This is a genomic window from Delftia sp. DT-2, assembly GCF_028401915.1.
Taxonomy (GTDB): Bacteria; Pseudomonadota; Gammaproteobacteria; order Burkholderiales; family Burkholderiaceae_C; genus Comamonas; species Comamonas tsuruhatensis.
This window is the reverse complement of sequence record NZ_JAQOTI010000008.1, coordinates 243,742-266,159: the sequence shown is the minus strand read 5'-3', so window position 1 is coordinate 266,159 and position 22,418 is coordinate 243,742. Positions and strand designations below refer to the sequence as shown.

Sequence of the window (22,418 nt, the reverse complement as noted above, 5' to 3'; positions counted from 1 at the left end):
GAAAGAATACCACCGGCCCTGCCGCCCAACCGTGTGGGTCAGCCGCCAGGCATCCGGGTGTCAGCGCGGCTGGACAGCCTTGCTGAATTCATCGCGCGACAGCGATCCGTTCTTGTCGGCATCGATCTGGGCGAAATTGCTGCTCACGGCGGGCAGGGCCTCGGCCTCCTTCTTGCTCAGCTTGCCGTCCCGGTTGGTGTCGGCGCGGTCGAATGCGGCTTGCACCTCGTTGGCGCCGGCCGACGAAGGGGCCGGCGCTGCTTGTACGCCGGTGGCAGGACCGCTACCGGCTCCAAAGGAGGCCTGCGAAGGAGGCGCAGCGGGAGTAGATGTCTGCGCCATGGCAGCAACGCTGCCCAGCGAAATGGCCGCGAACAACATCACGCTGCGGATTTCAAAACCAGAGACTTTGCGCAGTTGAGAGGTCATGTGTCGAACTCCTTGTCGAACGTGGAACATGACTGCATTCCACCTGTTGCAGCGCAGCAGGGCCAGCACTTTTGCCGGCTGTTGCCTGCTACAACATTTGCGTGCCGCCTGTAACGCACAATTGGGTGTTGGGCCGTTACGGGTCCGGCTTTCCACCCCCGCACCGCCAAGGAGAACGCCCATGGGCAACCGTTTGACACAGATCGCCACGCGCACCGGAGACGACGGCAGCACGGGCCTGGGCGACAACACGCGCGTCTCCAAGAACAGCGGCCGCCCGCACGCCATGGGCGATGTGGACGAGCTCAATTCCCACATCGGCCTGCTGCTGTGCGAGGCCCTGCCCGAGGACGTGCGCGAGCTGCTGGTCGATGTGCAGCACCAGCTGTTCAACCTCGGCGGCGAGCTGTCCATTCCCGGCTATGAACTGCTCAAGGACGACGCCCTGCTGCAGCTCGATGAAGCGCTGGCCCACTACAACGCGCAGCTGCCCCGGCTGCAGGAATTCATCCTGCCGGCCGGCAGCCGCGCAGCGGCCCAGGCCCATGTCTGCCGCACCGTGGCGCGCCGCGCCGAGCGCATGGTGGTGGCGCTGGAGCAGGGCGAGGCCATGCGGCCCGCGCCGCGCCAATACCTGAACCGCCTGTCCGACCTGCTGTTCGTGCTGGCACGCGTGCTCAACCGCATGGATGGCGGCGACGACGTGTACTGGAAAAGCGAGCGGCTGGCGCGCGCGCAGTCCGCTCAAGAGTGACCGTGCTGAGGACGGCCCATGCGCCTGCGCCACATCGAGGTCTTCAATGCCGTCATGCAGACCGGCAGCGTCAGCGCTGCCGCACGGCTGATCAACATCACCCAGCCGGCCGTCAGCCGCACCCTGCAGCACGCGGAGCTGCAGCTGGGCTTTGCGCTGTTCCAGCGCGCACGCGGGCGGCTCACGCCCACCAATGAGGCGCTGGCGCTGTTCCCCCACATCGAGAAGCTGTTCGAGCAGCTCGACGAGGTCCAGCGCCTGGCCGACAACCTGCGCCATGGCCGGGCAGCGGACCGGCTCACCGTGCTCACCGTCTTCGCGCTCAGCCGCGAGGTGCTGCCGCGCGCCGTGGCCGGCTTTCGGCGCCGCCACCCGCAGGTGCAGGTCCATGTGCAGGCGCTGCACACGCCCCAGGTGGTCTCGGCCCTGCTGCTGCAGGAGGCCGACGTGGGCTTCGTCATCAGCTCCGTGGGCCAGCCCGCGCTGGAGCATGAGCTGCTGGCCGAGGTGGACATGTTCTGCGTGCTGCCCAAGGGCCTGCTGCCGCCCTCGCGCGTGCGCGAAGAGGGGATGGAGCTCAAGGACCTGGCCGAGCTGCCCGTGGTCGCTCTCGATGCGCGCGACCCGCTGGGCATGCGCCTGGGCCAGGCCTGCCGCGAGCACGGCGTGGGCCTGTCGCCCGTGGTCACCGTGCAGACCTACCACGCGGCCCTGTCCATGGCCGAGTACGGCCTGGGCGCCGCCATCATGGACGGCTGCACCGCCCTGGCCGCCGACCGCCGCAAGGTCCATGTCGTGCCCCTGCTGCCGCGCATCACGGTGGGTGTGAATGCCCTGAGCCTGCCCCAGCGGCCGGGGTCGGTGCTGGCGCGGGCAATGACCGAGGAAATGCGCAAGGCCTTGCGCGAGTTGCTGGCTGGTTGAAGCCGTTCATACAAGCATGCCTGCTGGACTGCGGCTGGTGCGCCGTGGTCATTGGCACGATCGATTGCCAAATTCAACTGAATTCTCATGATCGATTGATTTGTTAATGAGAATTATTCACAATCATTGCCCGGGATCTGACAACTGCATCGTCATGAAGGAGGGTCATGAGAAATTCAGGAGCTTTGCGTCCGCGCTGGCAGGTCGTTGCCTGGGCATGTGCTGCTCTTGCCTTTGCCGGTGGGCTGGCGCTCATCTTTTTTGCCGAACCAGCGCCTGAGGTCAGGCATGCACAGGTGAGCGCAACCAAGCCACCTGCGCAAGCTTCCGAGCCTGCTGCGCCAGCACCTGAAACTCCCGCTCCACCGGCGATCGCTTCCGTACCGGCGCCCGTGCCGGTGGCGCCCCCCGCGGCACCTAGAGCCAAGGCGTTTCCTGCCGTTGTCGTGGATGCATCGGCGGAGATTCTGTACAACCGGCTTGCCCGCAGCGAGGTCACGCTGGACCAGGCCGGCGAAGTCGCCAAACTCCACAAGGCATTGGAGCGTTGCTGGATGGTGTCCCTCTACGGGCGCATGGCGCAGTGGGCTTCCCCGGCTTCCGATCCTGCAGGACATGCGATGGCCCAGACTCTGCTGCGTGAGGAAGGGGCCAAGGCGCGGCCCGGCTGCGGTGAGCTTCCCGAGGACGCATATGCCAGGGCAGATGGATGGACCGCCCTGCTAGCGGCCCAGGGCGATCCCCAGAGCATGATGAATTACGGGGGGGCCTACTGGACCCGGGATCTGGAGCATGTGATGAAGGACCCAGAGCGCCTCGACGAATTCCGGCGCACCACCCTGGCCTACCTCAATGCCCTGATCGACCGAGGCTATGTCGATGCGCTGATCATGATGGCCTCCATCCGATACAACCCCACATGGGGAGAGCCGCGGCCGGCCGAGGTATGGGCCTACTTATATGCGAATGCCAAAGCCAGCGGCGATGTGTCCTTGCAAGCCAATTTGCTTCAGAGCATAGACCAGCGGGTGCCGCCGGAAGGGCGCCAGCGTGCGACTGATATGGCTCAGGAGCTAGTGAGGAGATGCTGTGGTGGCTAGTCAGACAACATCAATCTCACCACGCCTCTCCGAAACGTGGCGCTCACTGGTGATCATCGCGCTTGCCGCACTGCTCATTGCCGCGAGTTGGCGTGGCGTATCCGACACCCAAGAAGATCCGCGCGGTTGGAACGATGCCGATATTGCTAAATTTATCTTGGGGACGGTCAACTCATCGTTGTCGATTGGACAATGGAAGCGTGGAGATACGGTGACCATCTGTCAGGCAGGATCCAGCAGATGCATTTTGGTGGTCTACGCCAAGATAATGTCTCACGACGCTTGGCTTAAAGCACGCGACACCGACTCACGGAATGCGCCGCCCGATGTTTCGCTCTGGGAGCGCTTTCTCAAGTGGTTTTTGGGTCGAGGCGGCGTGCCTTCAACGGTTTCGCTGGACACGCTTATCGCTGAGTGGGGCGAAGTGCCACCCGGGACGGTCACGGTCGAACCACTGCGGCCTGATGACACGCTGACAAAGTGCACTGGCTGCCATGGTTCGGATTGGCAGCAAATAGCCCAGCGGCCGTCATGGGAGCCGTTGAGAAGTGTGGAGGCCAGCGGTTGGCTTGCCTTGATTGGCGCCGCAGCCATGTCGGTGGATGCCCGACATGGCTGGTCCAAGGACGACTGGCAACTCGTACGGAGATTGAGTGGCGACATGACATAGGTGGCTGCGGGACCGGGTTCTACAGATCGTCCGCCTCCATCTGCCCCACCAGCCTCTGTGCCGACCCGAACGCCAGCGTCAGCCCCAGCGCGCCATGCCCCGTCTGCAGCCACAGGTTGCGCGGACCGCCGCGCTGGCGGCCGGTGAGGGGCAGGCCGGTGGGTGTGGCGGGGCGCATGCCGGTCCAGGGGTGGAGGTCGCCGTCCAGCGGCAGGTCGGCGAAGACCTCCTGCGTGGAGCGGCGCAGGCTGGCGATGCGGCGCGGGTCGGTGCGCGTGTCCCGGCCCACGATCTCCACCATGCCGGCCACGCGAAGGCGTTCGCCGATGCGTGCGAAGACGACCTTGCGTGCGGTGTCGGTGACGCTGACCCGGGGTGCGGCGTGCGGCAGTTGCGCGGCGGCATCGGCGGTGATGCTGTAGCCCTTGAGCGGGTAGACGAGAATGCGCAGGCCCAGCTGTCGCGCGTGGACCGCGCTTTCCCAGCCGCTGGCCAGCACGTAGTGGTCGGCGCGCAGCGGCAACGGGCCTGCGGCGGTGCGCAGGCCGGTGATGGCGTCGCCTTCGCGCTCGAAGCCCTGCAGCTCCACGCCGTAGCGCAGTTCGGCGCCGCGTGCGGTGAGCCGGGCGGCCAGTTGTTCGCACAGCAGGCGGCAGTCGGCGGCGGCCTCGCTGGGCGTGTGTACGGCGCCTGCAATGCGCTGCGCGTAGCCGGCGAGCGCGGGTTCGATGCGCGCCACTTCGGCGGCGTTGACGATGCGCTGCGGCGCACCGCCCAGGCCCGCTTGCAGCGCCACCTGCTGCGCGGCGGCATCCAGCGCCTGCTGGGTGGGGTAGAGCACCAGCTTGCCCGGCGTGTGCAGGTCGCAGGCCAGTGCTTCGACGGCCTGGAGCGACTCGAAGGCCTGGCGGCTTTCGGCGGCCAGGGCCAGCAGGGCGCGCGTGCCTTCGGCCGAGGCATGGGCATTGCAGGCGCCCAGAAAGCGCAGTCCCCAGGCCCATTGCGCGGGGTCGGCGCGCAGGCGGAAGGCCAGCGGCGAATCCTTTTGCAGCAGCAGGCGGGGGAGCATCTTCCAGATGCCGGGATCGGCCAGCGGCTGCACGTAGGAATAGCTCAGCTGCGCGCCATTGCCGCCGCTGGCGCCCTGGGCGGGGCCCTGTGCGCGGTCCAGCACGGTGATGCGGTGGCCGGCCTGCCGCAGCGCCCAGGCCGTTGCCAGGCCGACGATGCCGGCGCCCACGATGCAGACATGCATTGATCGTTTCTCCATGCAGCTGCACTGTAGGCCGCGCGCGGCAGGCCGGGCCATGGCATTTGGCACACAGGCCATGCACGCAGGTTATGGCCGGGGGCTGCTGCTCAGGGCAGGGCGACAGCCCATAACCGGCGGGCATGGACCGGCCCGATATTGTCATTCCGCAAAGGCCGCCGCCCTTCCTACACTGGCCGCACATCCACCAAAGACGAGGAGACAAGCATGCAACTTCACACCACCGCGCTGTGCGCGGCCCTGGCCCTGGGAGGCCTGGCTGCAGCCCATGCCGACACGCTGGCCAAGGTGCGCGACAGCGGCCGCATCACGCTGGCCTACCGCGAGTCCTCCGTGCCCTTCAGCTACCTGGACAACGGCAAGCCCATCGGCATGACGGTGGAGATGTCCCAGGCCGTGGCCGAGGCCGTGAAGAAGGCGGTGAACCGACCCGATCTGAAGGTGCAGTGGCAGGCCGTGACCTCGCAGAACCGCATGCCGCTGCTGGCCAACGGCACCATCGACCTGGAATGCGGCTCGACCACCAACAACACGGTGCGCGGCAAGGAGGTGGCCTTTGCCATCAACCATTTCTACACGGGCACGCGGCTGCTGGTGAAGAAGAGCTCGGGCATCAAAAACTACGCCGACCTCAAGGACAAGACCGTGGCCATCACCACGGGAACCACCAACCTGCAGGTGCTGCGCAAGGCCAATGCCGACAAGGCCTGGGGCATGAACATCGTCATGGCCAAGGACCATGCGGACGGCTTCCTGCTGGTGGAGAACGACCGCGCCGCGGCCTTCGGCATGGACGACATCCTGCTCTTCGGCCTGATCCCCACGGCCAAGAACCCCGGGGACTTCGAGGTGGTGGCCGACTCGCTGCAGGTCGAGCCCTATGCCTGCATGCTGCGCAAGGACGATGCCCAGTTCAAGCAGCTGGTCGATGGCGTGATCGGCGACATGATGAAGTCGGGCGCGTTCGCCAGGCTGTATGACAAGTGGTTCATGCAGCCCATTGCCCCGAGGAACGTGGCCCTGGGCCTGCCGATGAGCGAGCAATTGCAGAAAAACCTGCAGGACCTCAGCGACAAACCCGCTTTTTGATTTCGGATCGCAGCATGCAGCAGCAGCTTCAGCCCCCGCGCGCGGTGGGCATTCTCGGGGGCATGGGCCCGGCCGCAGGCGCGGATTTCGTGCGCCTGTTCGTGCAGGCCTGCACGGCGCACCTGCAGCAGCAGGGCCTGCCCGTGCATGACCAGGCCTATCCCGAGCACTGGCTGGTGCAGTTGCCCATGCCCGACCGCAGCGCGGCGCTGCGCGCGGACCCGCAGTCGCCCACGGGGCCGGCCCAGCACCTGCTGCAGGGCGTGGGCCGCATGGCGGCGCTGGGCGTGCGCAGCGTGGCCCTGGCCTGCAACACGGCCCATGCCTGGCATGGGCAGCTGCAGGCGCTTTTTCCGCAGCTGCATGTACTGCACATCGCGCGCCAAGCCGCCCTGCACCTGCAGGCCGGCGGCGCGCAACAGGCCATCGTGCTGGCCACGCAGGGCACCTATGACAGCGGCCTGTACGACGCGGCACTGGCCGAGTGCGGCATTACCGCGCTGCGGCCCGATGCCGATGGTCGCGCGCGGCTCATGCAGGGCATCTACGACGGCGTCAAGCAGGGCGACATGGACCTGGCCGCGCGCTGCTTCGGCGAGGTGCTGGCGCCGCTGTTGCAGCGCCATGGCGATGTGCCCGTGATCATGGGCTGCACCGAGATCCCGCTGGCCCTGCCGCAGTCGCCGCTGGCGCGCGGTGCCGAGCTGGTGGACCCTGCCTGGATACTGGCCCAGGCCCTGGCCGGCGATGCGTATGGACAGGTCCGGGAGACCCACCGGCTTCAGTAAGTCTCGAGGTGCAGCCGGCCTTCGCGCTTGAGGCGCGCGCCGACCTGTTCCCAGTCCAGCCCGGCTTGCTGCGCCATGTCGCGCAGTGCCAGCACCACGCCTTCCTCCATGCTCTTGAGCCCGCAGACGTAGAAGTGCGCGTTGTCGTCGCGCAGCAGGGCCGCCAGGTCGGCCGCACGTTCGCGCAGCAGGTCCTGCACGTAGCGCCGGGGCTGGCCGGCCACGCGCGAGAAGGCCAGGTTGTTGTCGATGAAGTCGCGCGGCAGGCTTTGCAGCGGGCCGAAGTAGGGCAGCTCCTGCGGCGTGCGTGCGCCGAAGAACAGCATGAGCTTGCCGCCCTCGAACCTGCCGCTCTTGCGCAGCCGCCTGCGCCATTCGGTCATGGCGCGCATGGGGGCGCTGCCCGTGCCCGTGCAGATCATCACGATGTGCGAGCGGGGATGGTTGGGCATCAGGAACGACTGGCCGAACGGGCCTATGACCTGGACCCTGTCGCCGATGCGTGCGTCGCACAGGTAGTTGCTGGCCACGCCGCGCACGGGGCGGCCCTGGTGGTCCTGGGTGACGCGTTTCACGGTCAGCGCCAGGTTGTTGTAGCCGGGCCGCTCGCCATTGCGCGCACTGGCCACCGAGTACTGGCGCGCCACATGCGGGCGGCCCTGGGCATCGGTGCCGGGTGCGATGACGGCGATGGACTGGCCTTCGAGCACGGGGAACGGCTGGCTGCCGAAGTCCAGCACGATGTGGTGGGTCTCGCTGTCGAAGCCCGCCTCCGTGCAGTTGAGGTTTCCGACCACGGTCGCCGTGACGGGGCTTCTGGGACCATGCAGGTTGGTGTACGGATGGGCGGCTGACCAGGGCGGCACGGTGGCGCCGTAGCTGGCGCTGCGCAACACCTGGGTATCGGCCTGGTCATCGGGCCGGGCGCGCGTGGAGGCCGCCGCGATCACGGCCTGGGCCTGGCTCAGGTCCTCGCCGGCAGGTGCGTCCCCTGTGTCCTGTGCCTGGACCAGCGCCTCAGGCGGCAGCTCCTCGGGCAGCTCGTCCCAGAGCAGCTGCTCGGCCACGGGATAGGCGCTCGCCAGCGGCACCTTGCGCCAGTTGTCGATGGCGCCCGTGGGGCAGGGCGAGACGCAGTCCATGCAGCCGTTGCACTGCTCGGCCAGGACCACGTAGTTGCGGTCATCGTGCGTGATGGCGCCCACGGGGCAGGTGGCCTCGCAGGTGTTGCAGCGGATGCAGATCTCCGGGTCGATCAGGTGCTGCGTGAGGATGCCGTGTTCTACCAAGGCGACTGTCATGGGCGACTCCCTGCTGGCGCGGCGCTTCAGTTGAAGCGCACGTATTCGAAATCCACGGGCTGGCGGTTGATGCCCATGACCGGCGGCGCGATCCAGCCCGCGAACTGGCCCGGCTCCACGCAGCGGCCCATGAGCGAGGCGACGAAGGCGCGGTCGGCGTCCGAGGGCAGCCATTCGCCCTCGCGCATGCGCCATTCCTGCTCGCTGACCACGCGGCCGTCGGGGCTCATGCGCACGCCTGCCAGCGCGCCGATCTGGCGGTTGAAGGCCTTGTGCGGCACGGTGAGGCGGAAATCGATGCCGGCCTTTTCCATGACCTTGTTCCAGCGGCCCACGCCCGCGTTGGAGTCCTTGATGTAGTCGTCGCGCAGCACCTCGTTGAGCGCGTTGAGCATGGGCACTTCCTTTTCCTGCAGCCTGCCGTCCACCACTTCCAGCACCTTGTAGTGCTGGTCGTGCAGGCGGTGGTCGTCCGCGCGCTTGCCTTCCTCGTAGCGGCCCTTGAGGCCGCTGCTGTAGAAGGTGGCGGCATTGCTGGACTGGTCGGCGCCGAACAGGTCGATGGTCACGCTGTAGTGGAAGTTCAGGTAGCGCTGCAGCGTGGGCAGGTCGATCACGCCGGTCGCGCGCAGGCGGCCCACGTCGTCGGTGCGCAGCTCGTTCATGACCTGGCAGGTGCGCTGCAGCACGCGCGAGACGCCGGACTCGCCCACGAACATGTGGTGGGCCTCCTCGGTCAGCATGAATTTGGTGGTGCGCGCCAGCGGGTCGAAGGCGCTTTCGGCCAGCGCGGCCAGCTGGAACTTGCCGTCGCGGTCGGTGAAGTAGGTGAACATGAAGAAGGACAGCCAGTCGGGCGTCTTCTCGTTGAAGGCGCCCAGGATGCGCGGGTTGTTCTCGTCGCCGGACTGGCGTTCCAGCAGGGCCTCGGCCTCCTCGCGGCCGTCGCGGCCGAAGTGCTTGTGCAGCAGGTAGACCATGGCCCACAGGTGGCGGCCTTCCTCCACGTTGACCTGGAACAGGTTGCGCAGGTCGTACATGGACGGCGCGGTCAGGCCCAGGTGGCGCTGCTGCTCCACCGAGGCGGGCTCGGTATCGCCCTGGGTGACGATGATGCGGCGCAGGTTGGCGCGGTGCTCGCCGGGCACGTCCTGCCAGGCCTTCTCGCCCGCGTGGTCGCCGAAGTGCACCTTGCGGTCGGCCTCGGCAGGGTTCAGGAAGATGCCCCAGCGGTAGTCACGCATCTTCACGTGGCCGAACTGGGCCCAGCCCTGCGGGTCCACGCTGATGGCGGTGCGCAGGTAGACGTCGTAGTCGGTGGAGCCTTCGGGGCCCACGTCGCCCCACCAGTTCAGGAAGTTGGGCTGCCAGCTCTCCAGCGCGCGCTGCAGGGTGCGGTCTTCGCCGAGGTTGACGTTGTTGGGGATCTTCTCGCTGTAGTTGATGGCGCTCATGGTGGGGTCTCCGTGGATGTTTCGGGGCGTGCCTGCGGTCAGACGCGGTTGAAGTCGAAGCCGGCCTTCTGGCCCGTGCCGTAGAGCTTGAGAGCGCCCTTGTCGCCCACGGCATTGGGGCGGTTGAAAATCCAGTTCTGCCAGGCCGACAGGCGCCCGAAGATGCGCGTGACCATGTTCTCGCGGCTGGCAAAGCGCAGGTTGGCCTCCAGGCCCGTGAGCGCATCGGGCGACATGGCGGCGCGCTCTTCCATGGCGATGCGGATCTCGTCGTCCCAGTCGATGTCGTCGGGCGCGGCCGTGACCAGGCCCAGGGCCAGGGCCTGGTCGCCGTCCAGCGCGCGGCCCGTGGCGGCGCGCGCGGCCTCCAGCGGCGCGGCTTCCTCGTAGAAGCGGCGCTGCAGGCGCGACTGGTCGTTGACCAGGGGCAGCAGGCCGAAATTGAATTCGTCCAGCTGGATGCGCGGGGCGCGCTCGGTGTCATCGGGCAGCACCAGCATGTAGGCGCGGTCGGCCGCGAAGGCCAGCTCGGCCAGCATGCCCACGAAGCAGGAGCCGGGCTCGATCAGCGCGAACAGCGTGCGCGAGGACACATCGAGCCGCGCAAAGCTGCGGCGCAGCAGGCCCAGCGTCTCGCGCGCCAGCCAGTGGTCCTGGTGGGCCAGCAGGGCTGCGTCTGCGGCCAGCACGGCGGCGGCATCGCCTTCGGTCTTGAGCAGCCAGGTGCCCACGTCCAGCTCGTTGGTGCGCAGGTGCAGGATGGCGTCGTCCAGCTCGCGGCCCATGGCCAGCGGCCACCAGGCGTCGCCAGCCTGCTCGATGGCTTCGATGGTGGCCGGCTGCGGGCCTTGCCCAAGCGTGGGCGCCTTCACGGTCAGCGTGGCGCTGCGGCGCGCGCGGTCGATCTGCACGCTGACATGGCGGTAGTGCAGCGCGTCGTCCGTGGCCTCGCGCTCCAGGCGCGTGAGCGTGATGCCCTGCGCATTGGCGGGGCGCGTGCTGCCCTCGGCCAGGCGCTGCGCGCGCTGGGCCACCACGGCGTCGAACTGCGCGGGCTTGGCCACGGCATCCACCAGGCGCCAGTCCACGGCGCGCTGGCCGCGCACGCCTTCGACGCTGGTGCAGAAGATGTCGGCCAGGTCATGGCGCACATGGCGCTTGTCGGTCACGCGCGTGAGGCCGCCCGTGCCGGGCAGCACGCCCAGCAGCGGCACCTCGGGCAGGGAGACGGAGGAGGAGCGGTCGTCGATCAGCACGATGTCGTCGCAGGCCAGGGCCAGCTCGTAGCCGCCGCCCGCGCAGGCGCCATTGACGGCGGCCAGGAACTTCAGGCCCGAGTGGCGCGAACTGTCCTCGATGCCGTTGCGCGTCTCGTTCGTGAACTTGCAGAAGTTCACCTTCCAGGCATGGCTGGACACGCCCAGCATGAAGATGTTGGCGCCCGAGCAGAAGATGCGGTCGCGCCCGCTGGTGACAATGACGGTGCGCACCTGCGGATGCTCGAAACGGATGCGGTTGAGCGCATCGTGCAGCTCGATGTCCACGCCCAGGTCGTAGCTGTTGAGCTTGAGCTTGTAGCCGGGCCGTATGCCGCCGTCCTCGGCAATGTTCAGCTGCATGCGGGCGATGGCGCCCTCGACGGTGAACGACCAGTGGCGGTACTGGACGGGCTCGGTGCGGTAATCGACAGTGGGGCTGGACGGGTGCATGGACGGCCTCTTGGATGAAAAATAGTGCAGTCGCAGATACGGTGCAGGCACAATTATGCAGATTCGCTCAGAAAATGCACGCAGCAACACGCACGATAGTGCGTGTTTGGACCATATCCAGGGTAAACACCAGCCAGCACAGGCGAAAAAAATCCAGGCCTGGGGCCTGGATGCCGTGGGTTGTGCTGCCGCCGTCTCAGCGTGCGGGCAGGAACAGTGCCTTCAACTGATCGAAGCTCTGCTCCAGCGTCTGCCCGCTGGTATCCACCACGTGGTCGGCCTTGGCGTAGAAGCCGGCGCGGCCTTCGAGGATGCTGCGCAGATCGTCCATGGCCTCGGGATTGGCGGCCATGGGGCGGGTGTCGCCCTGGGCCACGACGCGGGCCATGTGCTCCTCGGGCTGGGCCTTGAGCCAGACCGTGGTGCAGTGCGACAGCAGCTCGTTGAAGGTGGCCGGGTCGGAGACGATGCCGCCCGGCGTGGCGATGACCACGTCGCTGTAGATCTGCACGGCTTCCTCCAGCGCACGGCGCTCGTAGCGGCGGTAGGCGTTGGCACCGTACAGGTCGTGGATGGCGCGCACGCTGCAGCCCGCAATGCGCTCGATTTCCTGGTTGAGTTCGAGGAAGGGCACGCCCAGCTGCTCGGCCAGCATGCGGCCCAGCGTGGACTTGCCCGCGCCGCGCAGTCCGATCAGGGCGATGCGCGTGTGGCGCTGACGGTCGCTGGGCGCCGTGCCCAGCAGCTCGCCTGCGGCGAGGCGCACGCGGCGCAGATCCTCTTCATTGCGGCCTTCCAGCAGCTCGCGGATCAGCAGCCATTCGGCGCTGGTGGTGGTCACGTCGCCCAGCAGCTCGGCCATGGAGCATTGCAGGGCCTGTGCAATATGGTGCAGGACCAGCACCGACACATTGCCCGTGCCGTATTCGAGGTTGGCCAGGTGGCGCTCCGAGACATCGGCCGCCGCCGCCAGGGCGCGCCGCGTCATGCCCCGGCGCGAGCGCAGGTTGCGCACACGCTCGCCCAGCGCCTGCAGCACCTGGTTCCTGGGGGCTTCTGAGAGGGAATCCGCCGCCCCGGCGGACTGGGCTGCCGTCTCGAACTGGTCCATAGAGTTTCCTTGAAGAGGGCGTGAATGATAAACAGTCGGGGTTAACACCAGCCATGCAATATAGTGCTTGACGCTCGGTGGTGTTCTAACTATCTTTCCGGTGCACGCACAATATTGCATGTTGCGCGGAAGATCACAAGTCGGGCCGGATGCCCGATGTCGAAGGAGACCCCGATGATCGACTTCACCCAGCCCTTCAATTTCGCCGCGCACCTGTTCGCGCTCAATGAGGGGCGGCCCGGCAAGATCGCCTACATCGACGACCACGGCACGCTGAGCTACGGCCAGCTGCAGCAGCAGGCGCAGCGCATGGCCAGCGGCCTGCTGGCGGCGGGCATCCACCGCGAGGAGCGCGTGCTGCTGCTCATGCACGACCGCCATGAATGGGCCGTGGCCTTTCTGGGCGCACTGTATGCGGGCGTGGTGCCGGTGGCGGTGAACACCTTGCTCACGGCCGACGACTACGCCTACATGCTGGGCCACAGCCGCGCCCAGGCCGTGCTGACCTGCGATGCGCTGCTGCCCCTGCTGCGCCAGGCGCTGGACCGGGCGCCCAACGAGGTGCGCCATGTCTGGGTGGCCGGCGACGAAGCGGCGGCGCGCGCCGCAGGCTTTGCGCCCCTGCAGCCCTGGCTGGCGGCGCAGCCGCCGCTGCCCGCACCGGCGCCCACGCTGGGCGATGACCCGGGCTTCTGGCTGTATTCCTCGGGCTCCACGGGCAAGCCCAAGGGCGCGGTCCACACGCATGCCAATCCGTACTGGACGGCCGAACTCTATGGCGGCCCGGTGCTGGGCCTGGGCGAGGGCGACATCTGCTTTTCCGCCGCCAAGCTCTACTTCGCCTACGGCCTGGGCAATGCCCTGAGCTTTCCGCTGAGCGTGGGCGCCACCGTGCTGCTGATGGCCGAGCGGCCCACGCCCGAGGCCACCTTCGCGCGCTGGGTGCAGCACCGGCCCACGGTGTTCTTCGGCGCGCCCACGGGCTTTGCGGGCATGCTGGCCTCGCCCCTGCTGCCCGCGCGCGAGCAGGTCAGCCTGCGCATGTGCTCCTCGGCCGGCGAGGCGCTGCCGGCCGAGATCGCCCAGCGCTTCAAGGCGCATTTCGGCGCCGACATCGTGGACGGCATCGGCTCCACCGAGATGCTGCACATCTTCCTGTCCAACCGGCCCGACGACATCCGCTACGGCACCACGGGCAAGCCCGTGGACGGCTATCGCGTGGAGCTGCGCGGCGAGGACGGCCGCCCCGTGGCCGATGGCGAGGTGGGCGACCTGTTCATCCAGGGCCCCAGCGCCGCCCTCATGTACTGGGGCAACCGGGACAAGACGCGCGAGACCTTCCAGGGCGGCTGGCTCAAGAGCGGCGACAAGTACGTGCGCGACGCCGATGGCTACTACACCTATGCCGGGCGCAGCGACGACATGCTCAAGGTCAGCGGCATCTATGTCTCGCCCTTCGAGGTCGAGGCCACGCTGATGCAGCACCCGGCCGTGCTGGAGGCCGCCGTGATCGGCAAGACCGACGCCGACGGCCTGCTCAAGACCAAGTCCTTCGTCGTGCTCAAGGACGGCTGCAGCGCCACCGAGGCCGAGCTCAAGGCCTTCGTGAAGCAGCGCCTGGCCGCCTACAAGTACCCGCGCTTCATCGAGTTCGTGGACGAACTTCCCAAGACCGCCACCGGAAAGATCCAGCGTTTCCGCCTGCGTGAACGCGAGGCCAGCGTCGGCTGAACAGCCCCTTCCGATTCCCCTGACAAAAGCAAGACCCATCGACCACAAGGAGACACGCATGAACATCGATCGCAAACACTGGGCCGCCCTCGCCCTGACGGCCTCCCTGTCCTGCGGCGCATATGCGCAGGACAGGATCAAGGTCGGCTTCATGCTGCCCTACAGCGGCACCTACGCGGCGCTGGGCTCGGCCATAGAGAACGGCTTTCGCATGTTCGTGAACGAGCAGGGCGGCAGGCTGGGCGGGCGCGAGATCGAGTTCTTCAAGGTCGATGACGAGTCCGATCCGGCCAAGGCCACGGACAACGTCAACCGCCTGATCAAGCGCGACAAGGTCGATGTGCTGGTGGGCACCGTGCATTCGGGCGTGGCCATGGCCATGGCGCGCGCGGCCAAGGAAAGCGGCACCGTGCTCATCGTGCCCAATGCGGGCGCCGATGCGGTCACGGGCGCCATGTGCGCGCCCAACATCTTCCGTTCGTCCTTCTCCAACTGGCAGTCCTCCTATCCCATGGGCGTGGTGGCGGCCAGGCAGGAAGGCAGGAAAACCGCCATGACCATCACCTGGAAATACGCGGCCGGCGAGGAGATGACCAATGCCTTCAAGGAGGGCTTCGAGAAGGAGGGCGGCAAGGTCAGCAAGCAGCTCACCGTGCCCTTTCCCAACGTGGAGTTCCAGGCCCTGCTGACCGAGATCGCGGCGGCCAGGCCCGATGCGGTGTTTGCCTTCTTCGCGGGCGCGGGCGCCGTCAAGTTCGTCAAGGACTACCACGCGGCCGGCCTGCACAAAACCATCCCGCTGTACGGCTCGGGCTTTCTGACCGACGGCACGCTGGAGGCCCAGGGCGAGGCCGCCCAGGGGGTGCTGACCACGCTGCACTACGCCGACGAGCTGGGCACGGAGCGCGACCGGCGCTTTCGCTCCGCCTATGCCCAGGCCTACAAGCTGATGCCCGATGTGTATGCCGTGCAGGGCTACGACGCCGCCCAGATGCTGGGCGTGGGCCTGAAGGCGGCGGGCGGCGACATCGCGAAAAAGGCCGAGTTCCGCCAGGCCATCGAGAAGGCCACCATCCCCAGCCCGCGCGGTGACTTCACCATCAGCAAGTCGCACAACCCCGTGCAGGACATGTACCTGCGCAAGGTCGTGGGCAAGGAGAACCAGCGCATGGGCGTGGCCATCAAGGCCCTGGGCGATACCGGCCGCGGCTGCCGCATGTGAGGCGCGGGGCGCACTCATATACGGACGCATACGGACATCGCCATGGACCTTGCCACCTTTCTCGTGCAGTGCCTGAACGCCGTCCAGTACGGGCTGCTGCTGTTCCTGCTGGCCTCGGGCCTGACGCTGATCTTCGGGATCATGGGCGTGATCAACCTGGCCCATGGCAGCTTCTACATGATCGGCGCCTACATGGCCTTTGCGCTGTCCCCGCTGCTGGGCCAGCACTTCATCACCATGCTGCTGGCCGGCGTGGCGCTGACCGTGGTGCTGGGCTATGCGCTGGAGTGGGCCTTCTTCAGCTACCTCTACGAGCGCGAGCACCTGCAGCAGGTGCTGATGACCTTCGGGCTGATCCTGGTGTTCGAGGAGCTGCGCTCGCTGCTGGCGGGCAACGACGTGCATGGCGTGCCGCTGCCCGGCTGGCTGTCGGGCAGCTTCTCGCTGGGCGGGCTCATGAGCTATCCGTGGTACCGGCTGTTCGCCTCGGGCGTGTGCCTGCTGGTGGCGCTGGCGCTGTACTGGGTGGTCAACCGCACGCGCCTGGGAATGATGGTGCGCGCGGGCGCCAGCAACCGCGACATGGTGCGCGGCCTGGGCATCGACGTGAAGCGCCTGTACCGCATCGTCTTCGCCATCGGCGTGGCGCTGGCGGCACTGGCGGGCATGATCGCCGCGCCCATGAGTTCGGTCTATCCGGGCATGGGCGGCAACGTGCTCATCATCTGCTTCGTGGTGGTGGTGATCGGCGGCATCGGCTCGATCACGGGCGCGCTGCTGGCCTCGCTGCTGGTGGGCTTTGTCGATACCTTCGGCAAGCTGTTCTTCCAGGAGCTCAGCGGCATGAGCGTCTACCTGCTGATGGCGGTGGTGCTGGTGTGGCGGCCCCAGGGCCTGATGGGGCAAAGGAGCTGAACAATGGCCGTATCCAATCCTTCTCCGGCCCTGCTGGCAGCTGCCGTGCAGCCCCTGCAGCCTATGCAGCCCGTAGAGATGCCGCAGCGCGCCTGCCGATGGCAGGCCTGCGCCGTGCCGCTGGCCTGCGTGGCGCTGCTGGCGCTGGCCGGCCCCTGGTGGTCGGACTATCTGTCGGGCCTGGTGGTCAAGACCATGATCCTGGCCATCTTCGCGCTCAGCCTGCAGCTGCTGGTGGGCGGCACGGGCCTGGTGAGCCTGGGGCATGCGGCCTTCATGGGCCTGGGCGCCTATGCCGCCGTGCTGTCCGCAGGCAACGAGGGCGGCAGCCTGCCGGCCATGCTGGGCTGGGCGCTGCTGGCCTCGGGCGGCTATGCGCTGCTGGTGGGCCTGCTGAGCCTGCGCACGCGCGGCATCTACTTCATCATGGTGACGCTGGCCTTCGCACAGATGGCCTACTTCGTGGTCCACGACACGGGCATAGGCGGCGGCAGCGATGGCATCTACCTGATGGCCCGGCCCGCGCTGGGCGCCATCGACATGGAAATCCCGCGCGTGCAGTACTACGTGGTGCTGGCCGCCCTGGTGCTGGTCTATGCCTTCCTGGCGGGGCTGCGCCAGTCGCGCTTCGGCGCGGCGCTGGCGGGCATACGCGTCAACGAGCAGCGCATGCGTGCGGCCGGCTTCACCACCTACGGGTACAAACTCGCGGCCTTCGTGCTGGCCGGCATGCTGGCCGGCGTGGCAGGCTTTCTGCTGGCGGTGCGCGATGCCGTGGTCAACCCCGAGCTGCTGTCCTGGCACCACTCGGGTGAGGTGCTGCTGATGGTCATCCTCGGCGGCCTGGGCTCGCTGCGCGGCGCCGTGCTGGGCACGGTGGCCTTCGTCGCGCTCAAGGAGGTGCTGTCCACGCATGCCATCGTCGGCCCCATGGCCGACCACTGGCAGCTGAGCCTGGGCCTGGCCATCATCGTGCTCGTGGCCCTGCTGCCGAAAGGACTGATGGGGCTGATCGGGCTGGCGGGCCTTGCACGGCAACGCGCTGGAGTGCACAACGAGGTCCACCACAAGGAGGCCGGACATGGCTGATGCGGCACTGCTTTCGGTGCGCGGCCTCACGCGCCGCTTCGGCGGGCTCACGGCCGTGGGCGGCGTGGACCTGGACCTGCACGAGGGTGAGGTCCACGCCGTGATCGGCACCAACGGCGCGGGCAAGTCCACCCTGGTCAACATGCTCTCGGGCGAGCTGGCGGCCAGCGCGGGGCGCATCGCGCTCGCGGGGCAGGACGTCACGCGCATGCCCCAGCCCCGGCGCGCGCGTGCCGGCGTGGGCCGCAGCTACCAGCGCACCACCATCTTTCCCGAGTTCTCGGCGCTGGAGAACTGCCGGCTCGCGGCCCAGGCGCAGATGGCGCTCAGGCCCTGGCAGCTGGGTCTGTCCGCACAGCGCTGCGCGGCCAGCCTGCGCCAGGCCCATGCGGCCCTGGAGCGTGCGGGCCTGGCCGGGCTGGCGCTGGCCGTGGCCGGCACACTGAGCCATGGCGCCAAGCGCCAGCTGGAAGTGGCCATGTGCCTGGCCACCGGCCCGCGCGTGCTGCTGCTGGACGAGCCGCTGGCCGGCATGGGCGCCGAGGAGACCGAGCGCATGCTGGCCCTGCTGCAGGAGCTCAAGGGCGGCCATGCGGTGCTGCTGGTCGAGCACGACATGGACGCCGTGTTCCGCATCGCCGACCGCATCACCGTGATGGTCAACGGCAGCGTGGTGGCCACGGGCACGCCCGCGCAGATCCGTGTCGATCCCGTGGTCCGTACTGCCTATCTCGGAGAAGACGATGACTGAGCCCATGTTCGCCATCGACGAGCTGCATACCTACTACGGCGACAGCCACATCCTGCAGGGCGTGAGCCTGGCGCTGGGCGCGGGCCAGGCCGTGGGCCTGCTGGGGCGCAACGGCATGGGCAAGACCACGCTGATCCGCACGCTCACGGGCTATGTGCCCGCGCGCCGTGGCCGCCTGCGCGCCGATGGCCGCGACTGCACGGGCGCGCCGCCCGAGCGCATGGCGCGGCTGGGCATTGGCTATGTGCCAGAGGGGCGAGGCATCTTCCCCAACCTCAGCGTGCGCGAGAACCTGGTCATGAGCGCCCGCCCCGGCCTGCAGGGCGAGCGCCACTGGACGCTGGAGCGCGTGCTCGACACCTTCCCCCGGCTCGCGGAGCGCCTGGCCAACGGCGGCGACCAGCTCTCTGGCGGCGAGCAGCAGATGCTGTCCATAGGCCGCGCGCTGATGACGCACCCGCGCCTGCTCATCCTCGACGAAGCCACCGAAGGCCTGGCCCCCCTGGTCGTCGCCGAAATCTGGCGCGTGATCGCCGCCATCCGCAGCACCGGCATCTCCACCCTGATCGTGGACCGCGACTACAAAAAGGTCCTGGCCCACACCGACCGCGCCGTGGTCATGGCCAAGGGCCGGCTGGCGCTGCAGGCCGACTCGCGGGAGCTGCTGGCGCAGCCGGAGCGCCTGTCGGAGTTGCTGGGGGTTTGAGATGGCGGGGGATGTGGAGGACTTCCAGGCGGTATCAGAAGATGCCGCATTGCTGGAATTCCTCTCGCAGCCTTGCCACGACAGGGGCCAGCTCCAGCGCTGCAAGCCGGTTCTTCTTCAGGAAGGCGGCCCACTGCGCCTGCTTGGCCGCATCGCTGCTGAAGCCATCGCTCAATCCGGCAGGCAGGCCTGCGGGCAGCGCGAGTTGGCGGCGCTCGAAGGTCGCTGCCATGCCCAGCAGGCAAGCAGGCGTTCCAGGCCATAGTGGGTGAGCGTGAGGTTGAAGTCCTGCCTGCGGGCGTCCGCGCATTGCTTCAAACGTGCACGGATCGAGGCTGCGATATCGCGGCTCATGCGGCGATGCTTTCAAGGTAGGGGCGCATCACATTGCTGACGCGGTCGATGGCGGCGTAGTGCCAGAGCGCGTCGGCCGTCAGCTTGCGTTGTGCCCATCCGTCGCGCAGTGCTTCCAGCGCCACATCCAGGCCGATCTTGTTGCGGTACTTGAAGCAATCGGCCACGGTCTTCGATGCGTTGAAGACGGCGACACCGACGCCATCGATCTGCAGGGTTTCCACGCCTTCGGACAGTGCCGCACCGGACATGCGGATGGCGCGCAATGCAGGCTGGTCTATGCGGGGCGTGGGCGAGTGATGGGGAATGGCCATCCACACCTCGAAGGGCGCCTGCGTTCCTATGCCGTGGACCCGCAGCGCGGACAGCAGGCAGACCACCCCTTGCGGTACGCGCAGGGCCACTTCCGCCAGCGAGCGGTGCTCGCTGAGCGGCCGGCCCGGCAGGCTGTACAGGCCGCGTGCAACGCGTTCAAGGCGGCCTGCCGCGACCAGCCGGCTCAGCGCCATGGTCGGCAGGCCAAGCGCGGCAAGGTCGCGTGCGCGCAGCAGCGGCCGTTGTTCGGCCAGTGCCAGAACGGCTTGTTCGAGCGCGGAGCCAGGAGCGGGCATGCCGGAGTCTGTTGTATTGATTAGGCAATTATCAATAACTGAAGAAGAAATACAACGGACAACAGCAACGTGACCGAGAGCGCGAGGGTTCTCGGTCCATCAAGCTGTCAGGGCTGGGCCGCCACCGGCGGCTGCGCCGCGAGCTTGACGTTCTGCGCATGCGTGGGCGGCAGCAGCGCCATGGTCAGGCTGCAGGTGCAGGTCAGGCGGCCGGTTTCGTCGTGCAGTTCGATGGCCCAGACATGGGTGGTCTGGCCCAGGTGCACGGGGCGGGCCGTGCCCGTGACCCAGCCCTGGCGCGCGGCGCGCACATGGTTGGCCGAGACGTTCAGGCCCACGCTGCGCCAGCCATCGGGGATGGAGCAGGCCGCGGCCACCGAGCCCAGGGTTTCGGCCAGCACCACGTTCACGCCGCCGTGCAGGATGCCGTAGGGCTGGCAGGTGCGCTGGTCCACGTGCACGCGGCCGCGCAGGAAGTCGTCACCGATCTCGGTGAACTCGATGCCCAGGTGCGAGACGGCCGTGTCGGCGCTCAGCGAGGTGATGTCTTCAAGGGTGAAGCTGCGCTTCCAGATCGGCATGGGAGAAGTCCTGTGGGTGCAACGAAAAAGACGGCCCCGTGGGCCGTCCTTGCATGCTACGCCAGTCCGGGCAGCCATGCCGATGGCCGCCTGTAGCCCAGGAGACTGCGCGCTGGCGCGCTGGCGCGCTTGCGCGGTTCAGGCGCGCATGTCGCCCGTTTCGACAAAGCGCTGGTGCCAGCTCAGCGCTTCGCCCAGGATGTGCGGCGTGTGCAGCGCGCCCTGGCGCTGGGCGCGGTCGAAGTAGTCCTGCAGCTGGGGACGGAAGTCGGGATGGGCGCAGCGGTCGATGATGACCTGGGCGCGCTTGCGCGGCGACAGGCCGCGCAGGTCGGCCAGGCCCTGCTCGGTGACGATGATCTGCGTGTCGTGCTCGGTATGGTCCACGTGCGAGCACATGGGCACGATGCAGCTGATCTTGCCGCCCTTGGCCACCGAGGGCGTGACGAAGAAGGACAGGTAGCCGTTGCGCGCGAAGTCGCCCGAGCCGCCGATGCCGTTCATCATCCCCGTGCCCATGACGTGGGTGGAGTTGATGTTGCCGTAGATGTCGGCCTCGATCATGGAGTTCATGGCGATCACGCCCAGCCGGCGCACCAGCTCGGGGTGGTTGCTGATCTCCTGGGGGCGCAGGATGATGCGCTCGCGGTAGAAGTCGATGTTCTCCTCGAAGTCCCTGTAGGCGCTGCCGGACAGCGAGATCGAGGTGGCCGAGGCGCGGCTCATCTTGCCCGCGCGCAGCAGGTCCAGCATGCCGTCCTGCAGCACCTCGGTGAAGCCCAGCAGGTTCTCGAACGGCCCCGTCAGCAGGCCGGCCAGCACGGCGTTGGCCACGTTGCCCACGCCCGACTGGATGGGCAGCATCTCCTTGGGCAGGCGGCCCATCTTCATCTCGTGCGCGAGGAAGTCGATGATGGACGCGGCGATCAGGTTGGAGTTGGCGTCGGGCTGGGCGAAGACGTTGTCGCGGTCGCCCTTGTGGGTTTCGACCACGGCGACCACCTTGGCCGGGTCCACGCGCAGGTAGGGCTCGCCGATGCGGTCATCGGCATGGGTCAGGGCAATGGGCACGCGGCGCGGCGGGATGGCCGTGCCGTAGTAGATGTCGTGCATGCCTTCCATCTTGGCCGGCGGCTTGGTGTTGACCTCCAGGATCACCTTGTCGGCAATCTCCAGCCAGGTCTTGTTGTTGCCCACGGCGGTGGAGGGGATGAGGCGTCCGTCCTCGGTCACGCCCAGCACCTCGACCACGGCCACGCTCATGGGGCCCAGGAAGCCGAACCACGCATGCTGGGCCACGTGGGACAGGTGCATGTCGATGAAGTCGATCTCGCCGGCATTGATCCTGGCGCGGCAGGTCGGGTCGGTGTTGAAGGGCAGGCGCTGGCCCAGTGCGCCGGCCTCGGCCAGGGCGCCGTCCATCTCGGCGGCCGTGGAGGCGCCGGTCCAGACATTGATCTTGTAGGGCCGGCCGGCCGCGTGTTCGCTCTTGGCGTGCTGGGCGATGGCCTGGGGCAGGGCCTTGGGGTAGCCCGCGCCCGTGAACCCGCTCATGCCGACGTTGACGCCGTGGGGGATCAGGGCGGCGGCCTGCTCGGCCGTCATGGTGCGCGAAAGGAATTCTGGGAAACGTACGCGGTCTGCGAGGGACATCTATGGCTCCGGCTGACGGCTCGCGCCAGCCGGCAGGGTGCCGCAGCGCTGGCTTGCAAGCCTAAAAAAAACCGCCCCATGCAAGAACGCAAGGGCGGTATATCTCCGGAAACCGATGGTAGCAGCGCTGGCAGCGGCCCTCGGGTTTCCCCGTAAAGGCCCTGCCGCGCAGTCAAAGGCTCAAAGAATGTTTGCGTGTGCTCACA

General features: G+C 67.8%; 22 protein-coding genes. 12 read left to right on the top strand and 10 right to left on the bottom strand.

Annotated elements, in window-relative coordinates; genetic code table 11:
• Positions 1–60 precede the first annotated feature (60 nt).
• Positions 61–429, bottom strand: coding sequence for an EF-hand domain-containing protein (locus PO605_RS16450; RefSeq protein ID WP_016447305.1), 369 nt, complete (start codon positions 427–429; stop codon positions 61–63).
• Positions 430–610: 181 nt separating this feature from the next.
• Between PO605_RS16450 and PO605_RS16445 the strand changes: the two genes are divergently transcribed.
• The 4 genes from PO605_RS16445 to PO605_RS16430 all read left to right on the top strand — a co-directional run bounded on the left by PO605_RS16445 (position 611) and on the right by PO605_RS16430 (position 3,877).
• Positions 611–1,183 carry a cob(I)yrinic acid a,c-diamide adenosyltransferase gene (locus PO605_RS16445; RefSeq protein WP_047472321.1) on the top strand — a complete coding sequence of 191 codons (573 nt, stop codon included), beginning with the start codon at positions 611–613 and terminating at the stop codon, positions 1,181–1,183.
• 18 nt (positions 1,184–1,201) lie between these two features.
• Positions 1,202–2,107 carry a LysR substrate-binding domain-containing protein gene (locus tag PO605_RS16440; protein WP_016452275.1) on the top strand — a complete coding sequence of 302 codons (906 nt, stop codon included), beginning with the start codon at positions 1,202–1,204 and terminating at the stop codon, positions 2,105–2,107.
• A gap of 446 nt (positions 2,108–2,553) precedes the next feature.
• The gene (locus PO605_RS16435; RefSeq protein ID WP_047472320.1) at positions 2,554–3,207 is read left to right on the top strand and encodes a hypothetical protein; all 654 of its coding nucleotides are present in this window, start codon (positions 2,554–2,556) and stop codon (positions 3,205–3,207) included.
• 49 nt (positions 3,208–3,256) lie between these two features.
• Positions 3,257–3,877, top strand: a complete 621-nt coding sequence (locus PO605_RS16430) for a hypothetical protein (RefSeq protein WP_156136075.1) — start codon at positions 3,257–3,259, stop codon at positions 3,875–3,877.
• A 19-nt stretch (positions 3,878–3,896) separates the two neighbouring features.
• Here PO605_RS16430 and PO605_RS16425 read toward each other — a convergent pair whose 3' ends face one another.
• Positions 3,897–5,132 (bottom strand): D-amino acid dehydrogenase, encoded by a 1,236-nt coding sequence (locus tag PO605_RS16425; RefSeq protein ID WP_272206660.1) that lies wholly within the window; start codon positions 5,130–5,132, stop codon positions 3,897–3,899.
• 222 nt (positions 5,133–5,354) lie between these two features.
• Here PO605_RS16425 and PO605_RS16420 point away from each other — a divergent pair, with 222 nt between their 5' ends.
• The gene (locus PO605_RS16420; protein ID WP_016447309.1) at positions 5,355–6,236 is read left to right on the top strand and encodes an amino acid ABC transporter substrate-binding protein; all 882 of its coding nucleotides are present in this window, start codon (positions 5,355–5,357) and stop codon (positions 6,234–6,236) included.
• A gap of 14 nt (positions 6,237–6,250) precedes the next feature.
• Positions 6,251–7,024 carry an aspartate/glutamate racemase family protein gene (locus tag PO605_RS16415; protein WP_272206646.1) on the top strand — a complete coding sequence of 258 codons (774 nt, stop codon included), beginning with the start codon at positions 6,251–6,253 and terminating at the stop codon, positions 7,022–7,024.
• Here PO605_RS16415 and boxA read toward each other — a convergent pair.
• The 4 genes from boxA to PO605_RS16395 all read right to left on the bottom strand — a co-directional run bounded on the left by boxA (position 7,018) and on the right by PO605_RS16395 (position 12,599).
• The gene (gene boxA / locus PO605_RS16410) at positions 7,018–8,325 is read right to left on the bottom strand and encodes a benzoyl-CoA 2,3-epoxidase subunit BoxA (protein WP_272206645.1); all 1,308 of its coding nucleotides are present in this window, start codon (positions 8,323–8,325) and stop codon (positions 7,018–7,020) included. The two genes, PO605_RS16415 and boxA, sit on opposite strands and share 7 nt — an antisense overlap.
• Positions 8,326–8,351: 26 nt before the next feature.
• Entirely contained in the window at positions 8,352–9,779 is a 1,428-nt protein-coding gene (gene boxB / locus PO605_RS16405) for a benzoyl-CoA 2,3-epoxidase subunit BoxB (protein WP_272206644.1), read from the bottom strand.
• A gap of 38 nt (positions 9,780–9,817) precedes the next feature.
• Positions 9,818–11,488, bottom strand: coding sequence for a 2,3-epoxybenzoyl-CoA dihydrolase (gene boxC / locus PO605_RS16400; RefSeq protein ID WP_272206643.1), 1,671 nt, complete (start codon positions 11,486–11,488; stop codon positions 9,818–9,820).
• 196 nt (positions 11,489–11,684) lie between these two features.
• Entirely contained in the window at positions 11,685–12,599 is a 915-nt protein-coding gene (locus tag PO605_RS16395; RefSeq protein WP_047468179.1) for a helix-turn-helix transcriptional regulator, read from the bottom strand.
• A 174-nt stretch (positions 12,600–12,773) separates the two neighbouring features.
• Between PO605_RS16395 and PO605_RS16390 the strand changes: the two genes are divergently transcribed.
• The 6 genes from PO605_RS16390 to PO605_RS16365 are packed head-to-tail and all read left to right on the top strand — an operon-like array spanning position 12,774 to position 19,013.
• Positions 12,774–14,330, top strand: coding sequence for a benzoate-CoA ligase family protein (locus PO605_RS16390; protein ID WP_013799987.1), 1,557 nt, complete (start codon positions 12,774–12,776; stop codon positions 14,328–14,330).
• 58 nt (positions 14,331–14,388) lie between these two features.
• Positions 14,389–15,552: an ABC transporter substrate-binding protein gene (locus tag PO605_RS16385; RefSeq protein WP_016447315.1), complete on the top strand. Its 1,164-nt coding sequence runs from the start codon at positions 14,389–14,391 to the stop codon at positions 15,550–15,552.
• Positions 15,553–15,594: 42 nt separating this feature from the next.
• Complete coding sequence (locus PO605_RS16380; protein WP_013799989.1) at positions 15,595–16,467, top strand: branched-chain amino acid ABC transporter permease; 873 nt, start codon at positions 15,595–15,597, stop codon at positions 16,465–16,467.
• Between the two features lie 3 nt (positions 16,468–16,470).
• Complete coding sequence (locus PO605_RS16375; protein WP_047473773.1) at positions 16,471–17,556, top strand: branched-chain amino acid ABC transporter permease; 1,086 nt, start codon at positions 16,471–16,473, stop codon at positions 17,554–17,556.
• Positions 17,549–18,307, top strand: a complete 759-nt coding sequence (locus PO605_RS16370; protein ID WP_272206641.1) for an ABC transporter ATP-binding protein — start codon at positions 17,549–17,551, stop codon at positions 18,305–18,307. The genes PO605_RS16375 and PO605_RS16370 overlap by 8 nt, the downstream gene beginning before the upstream one ends.
• A complete protein-coding gene (locus PO605_RS16365) occupies positions 18,300–19,013 on the top strand; it encodes a branched-chain amino acid ABC transporter ATP-binding protein (protein WP_082001628.1) in 714 nt (237 codons plus the stop codon). The genes PO605_RS16370 and PO605_RS16365 overlap by 8 nt, the downstream gene beginning before the upstream one ends.
• Before the next feature lie 34 nt (positions 19,014–19,047).
• On the opposite strand, the gene PO605_RS16360 is transcribed toward PO605_RS16365, so the two are convergent.
• From PO605_RS16360 to PO605_RS16345, 4 genes are all read right to left on the bottom strand, one after another.
• A complete protein-coding gene (locus PO605_RS16360) occupies positions 19,048–19,245 on the bottom strand; it encodes a hypothetical protein (protein WP_047474102.1) in 198 nt (65 codons plus the stop codon).
• Between the two features lie 118 nt (positions 19,246–19,363).
• Positions 19,364–19,978, bottom strand: a complete 615-nt coding sequence (locus PO605_RS16355) for a type IV toxin-antitoxin system AbiEi family antitoxin domain-containing protein (protein ID WP_016447321.1) — start codon at positions 19,976–19,978, stop codon at positions 19,364–19,366.
• A 107-nt stretch (positions 19,979–20,085) separates the two neighbouring features.
• Positions 20,086–20,559, bottom strand: coding sequence for a hotdog fold thioesterase (locus tag PO605_RS16350; RefSeq protein ID WP_017405693.1), 474 nt, complete (start codon positions 20,557–20,559; stop codon positions 20,086–20,088).
• Between the two features lie 138 nt (positions 20,560–20,697).
• Positions 20,698–22,212, bottom strand: a complete 1,515-nt coding sequence (locus PO605_RS16345) for an acetyl-CoA hydrolase/transferase family protein (RefSeq protein ID WP_012202025.1) — start codon at positions 22,210–22,212, stop codon at positions 20,698–20,700.
• Positions 22,213–22,418 lie beyond the last annotated feature (206 nt).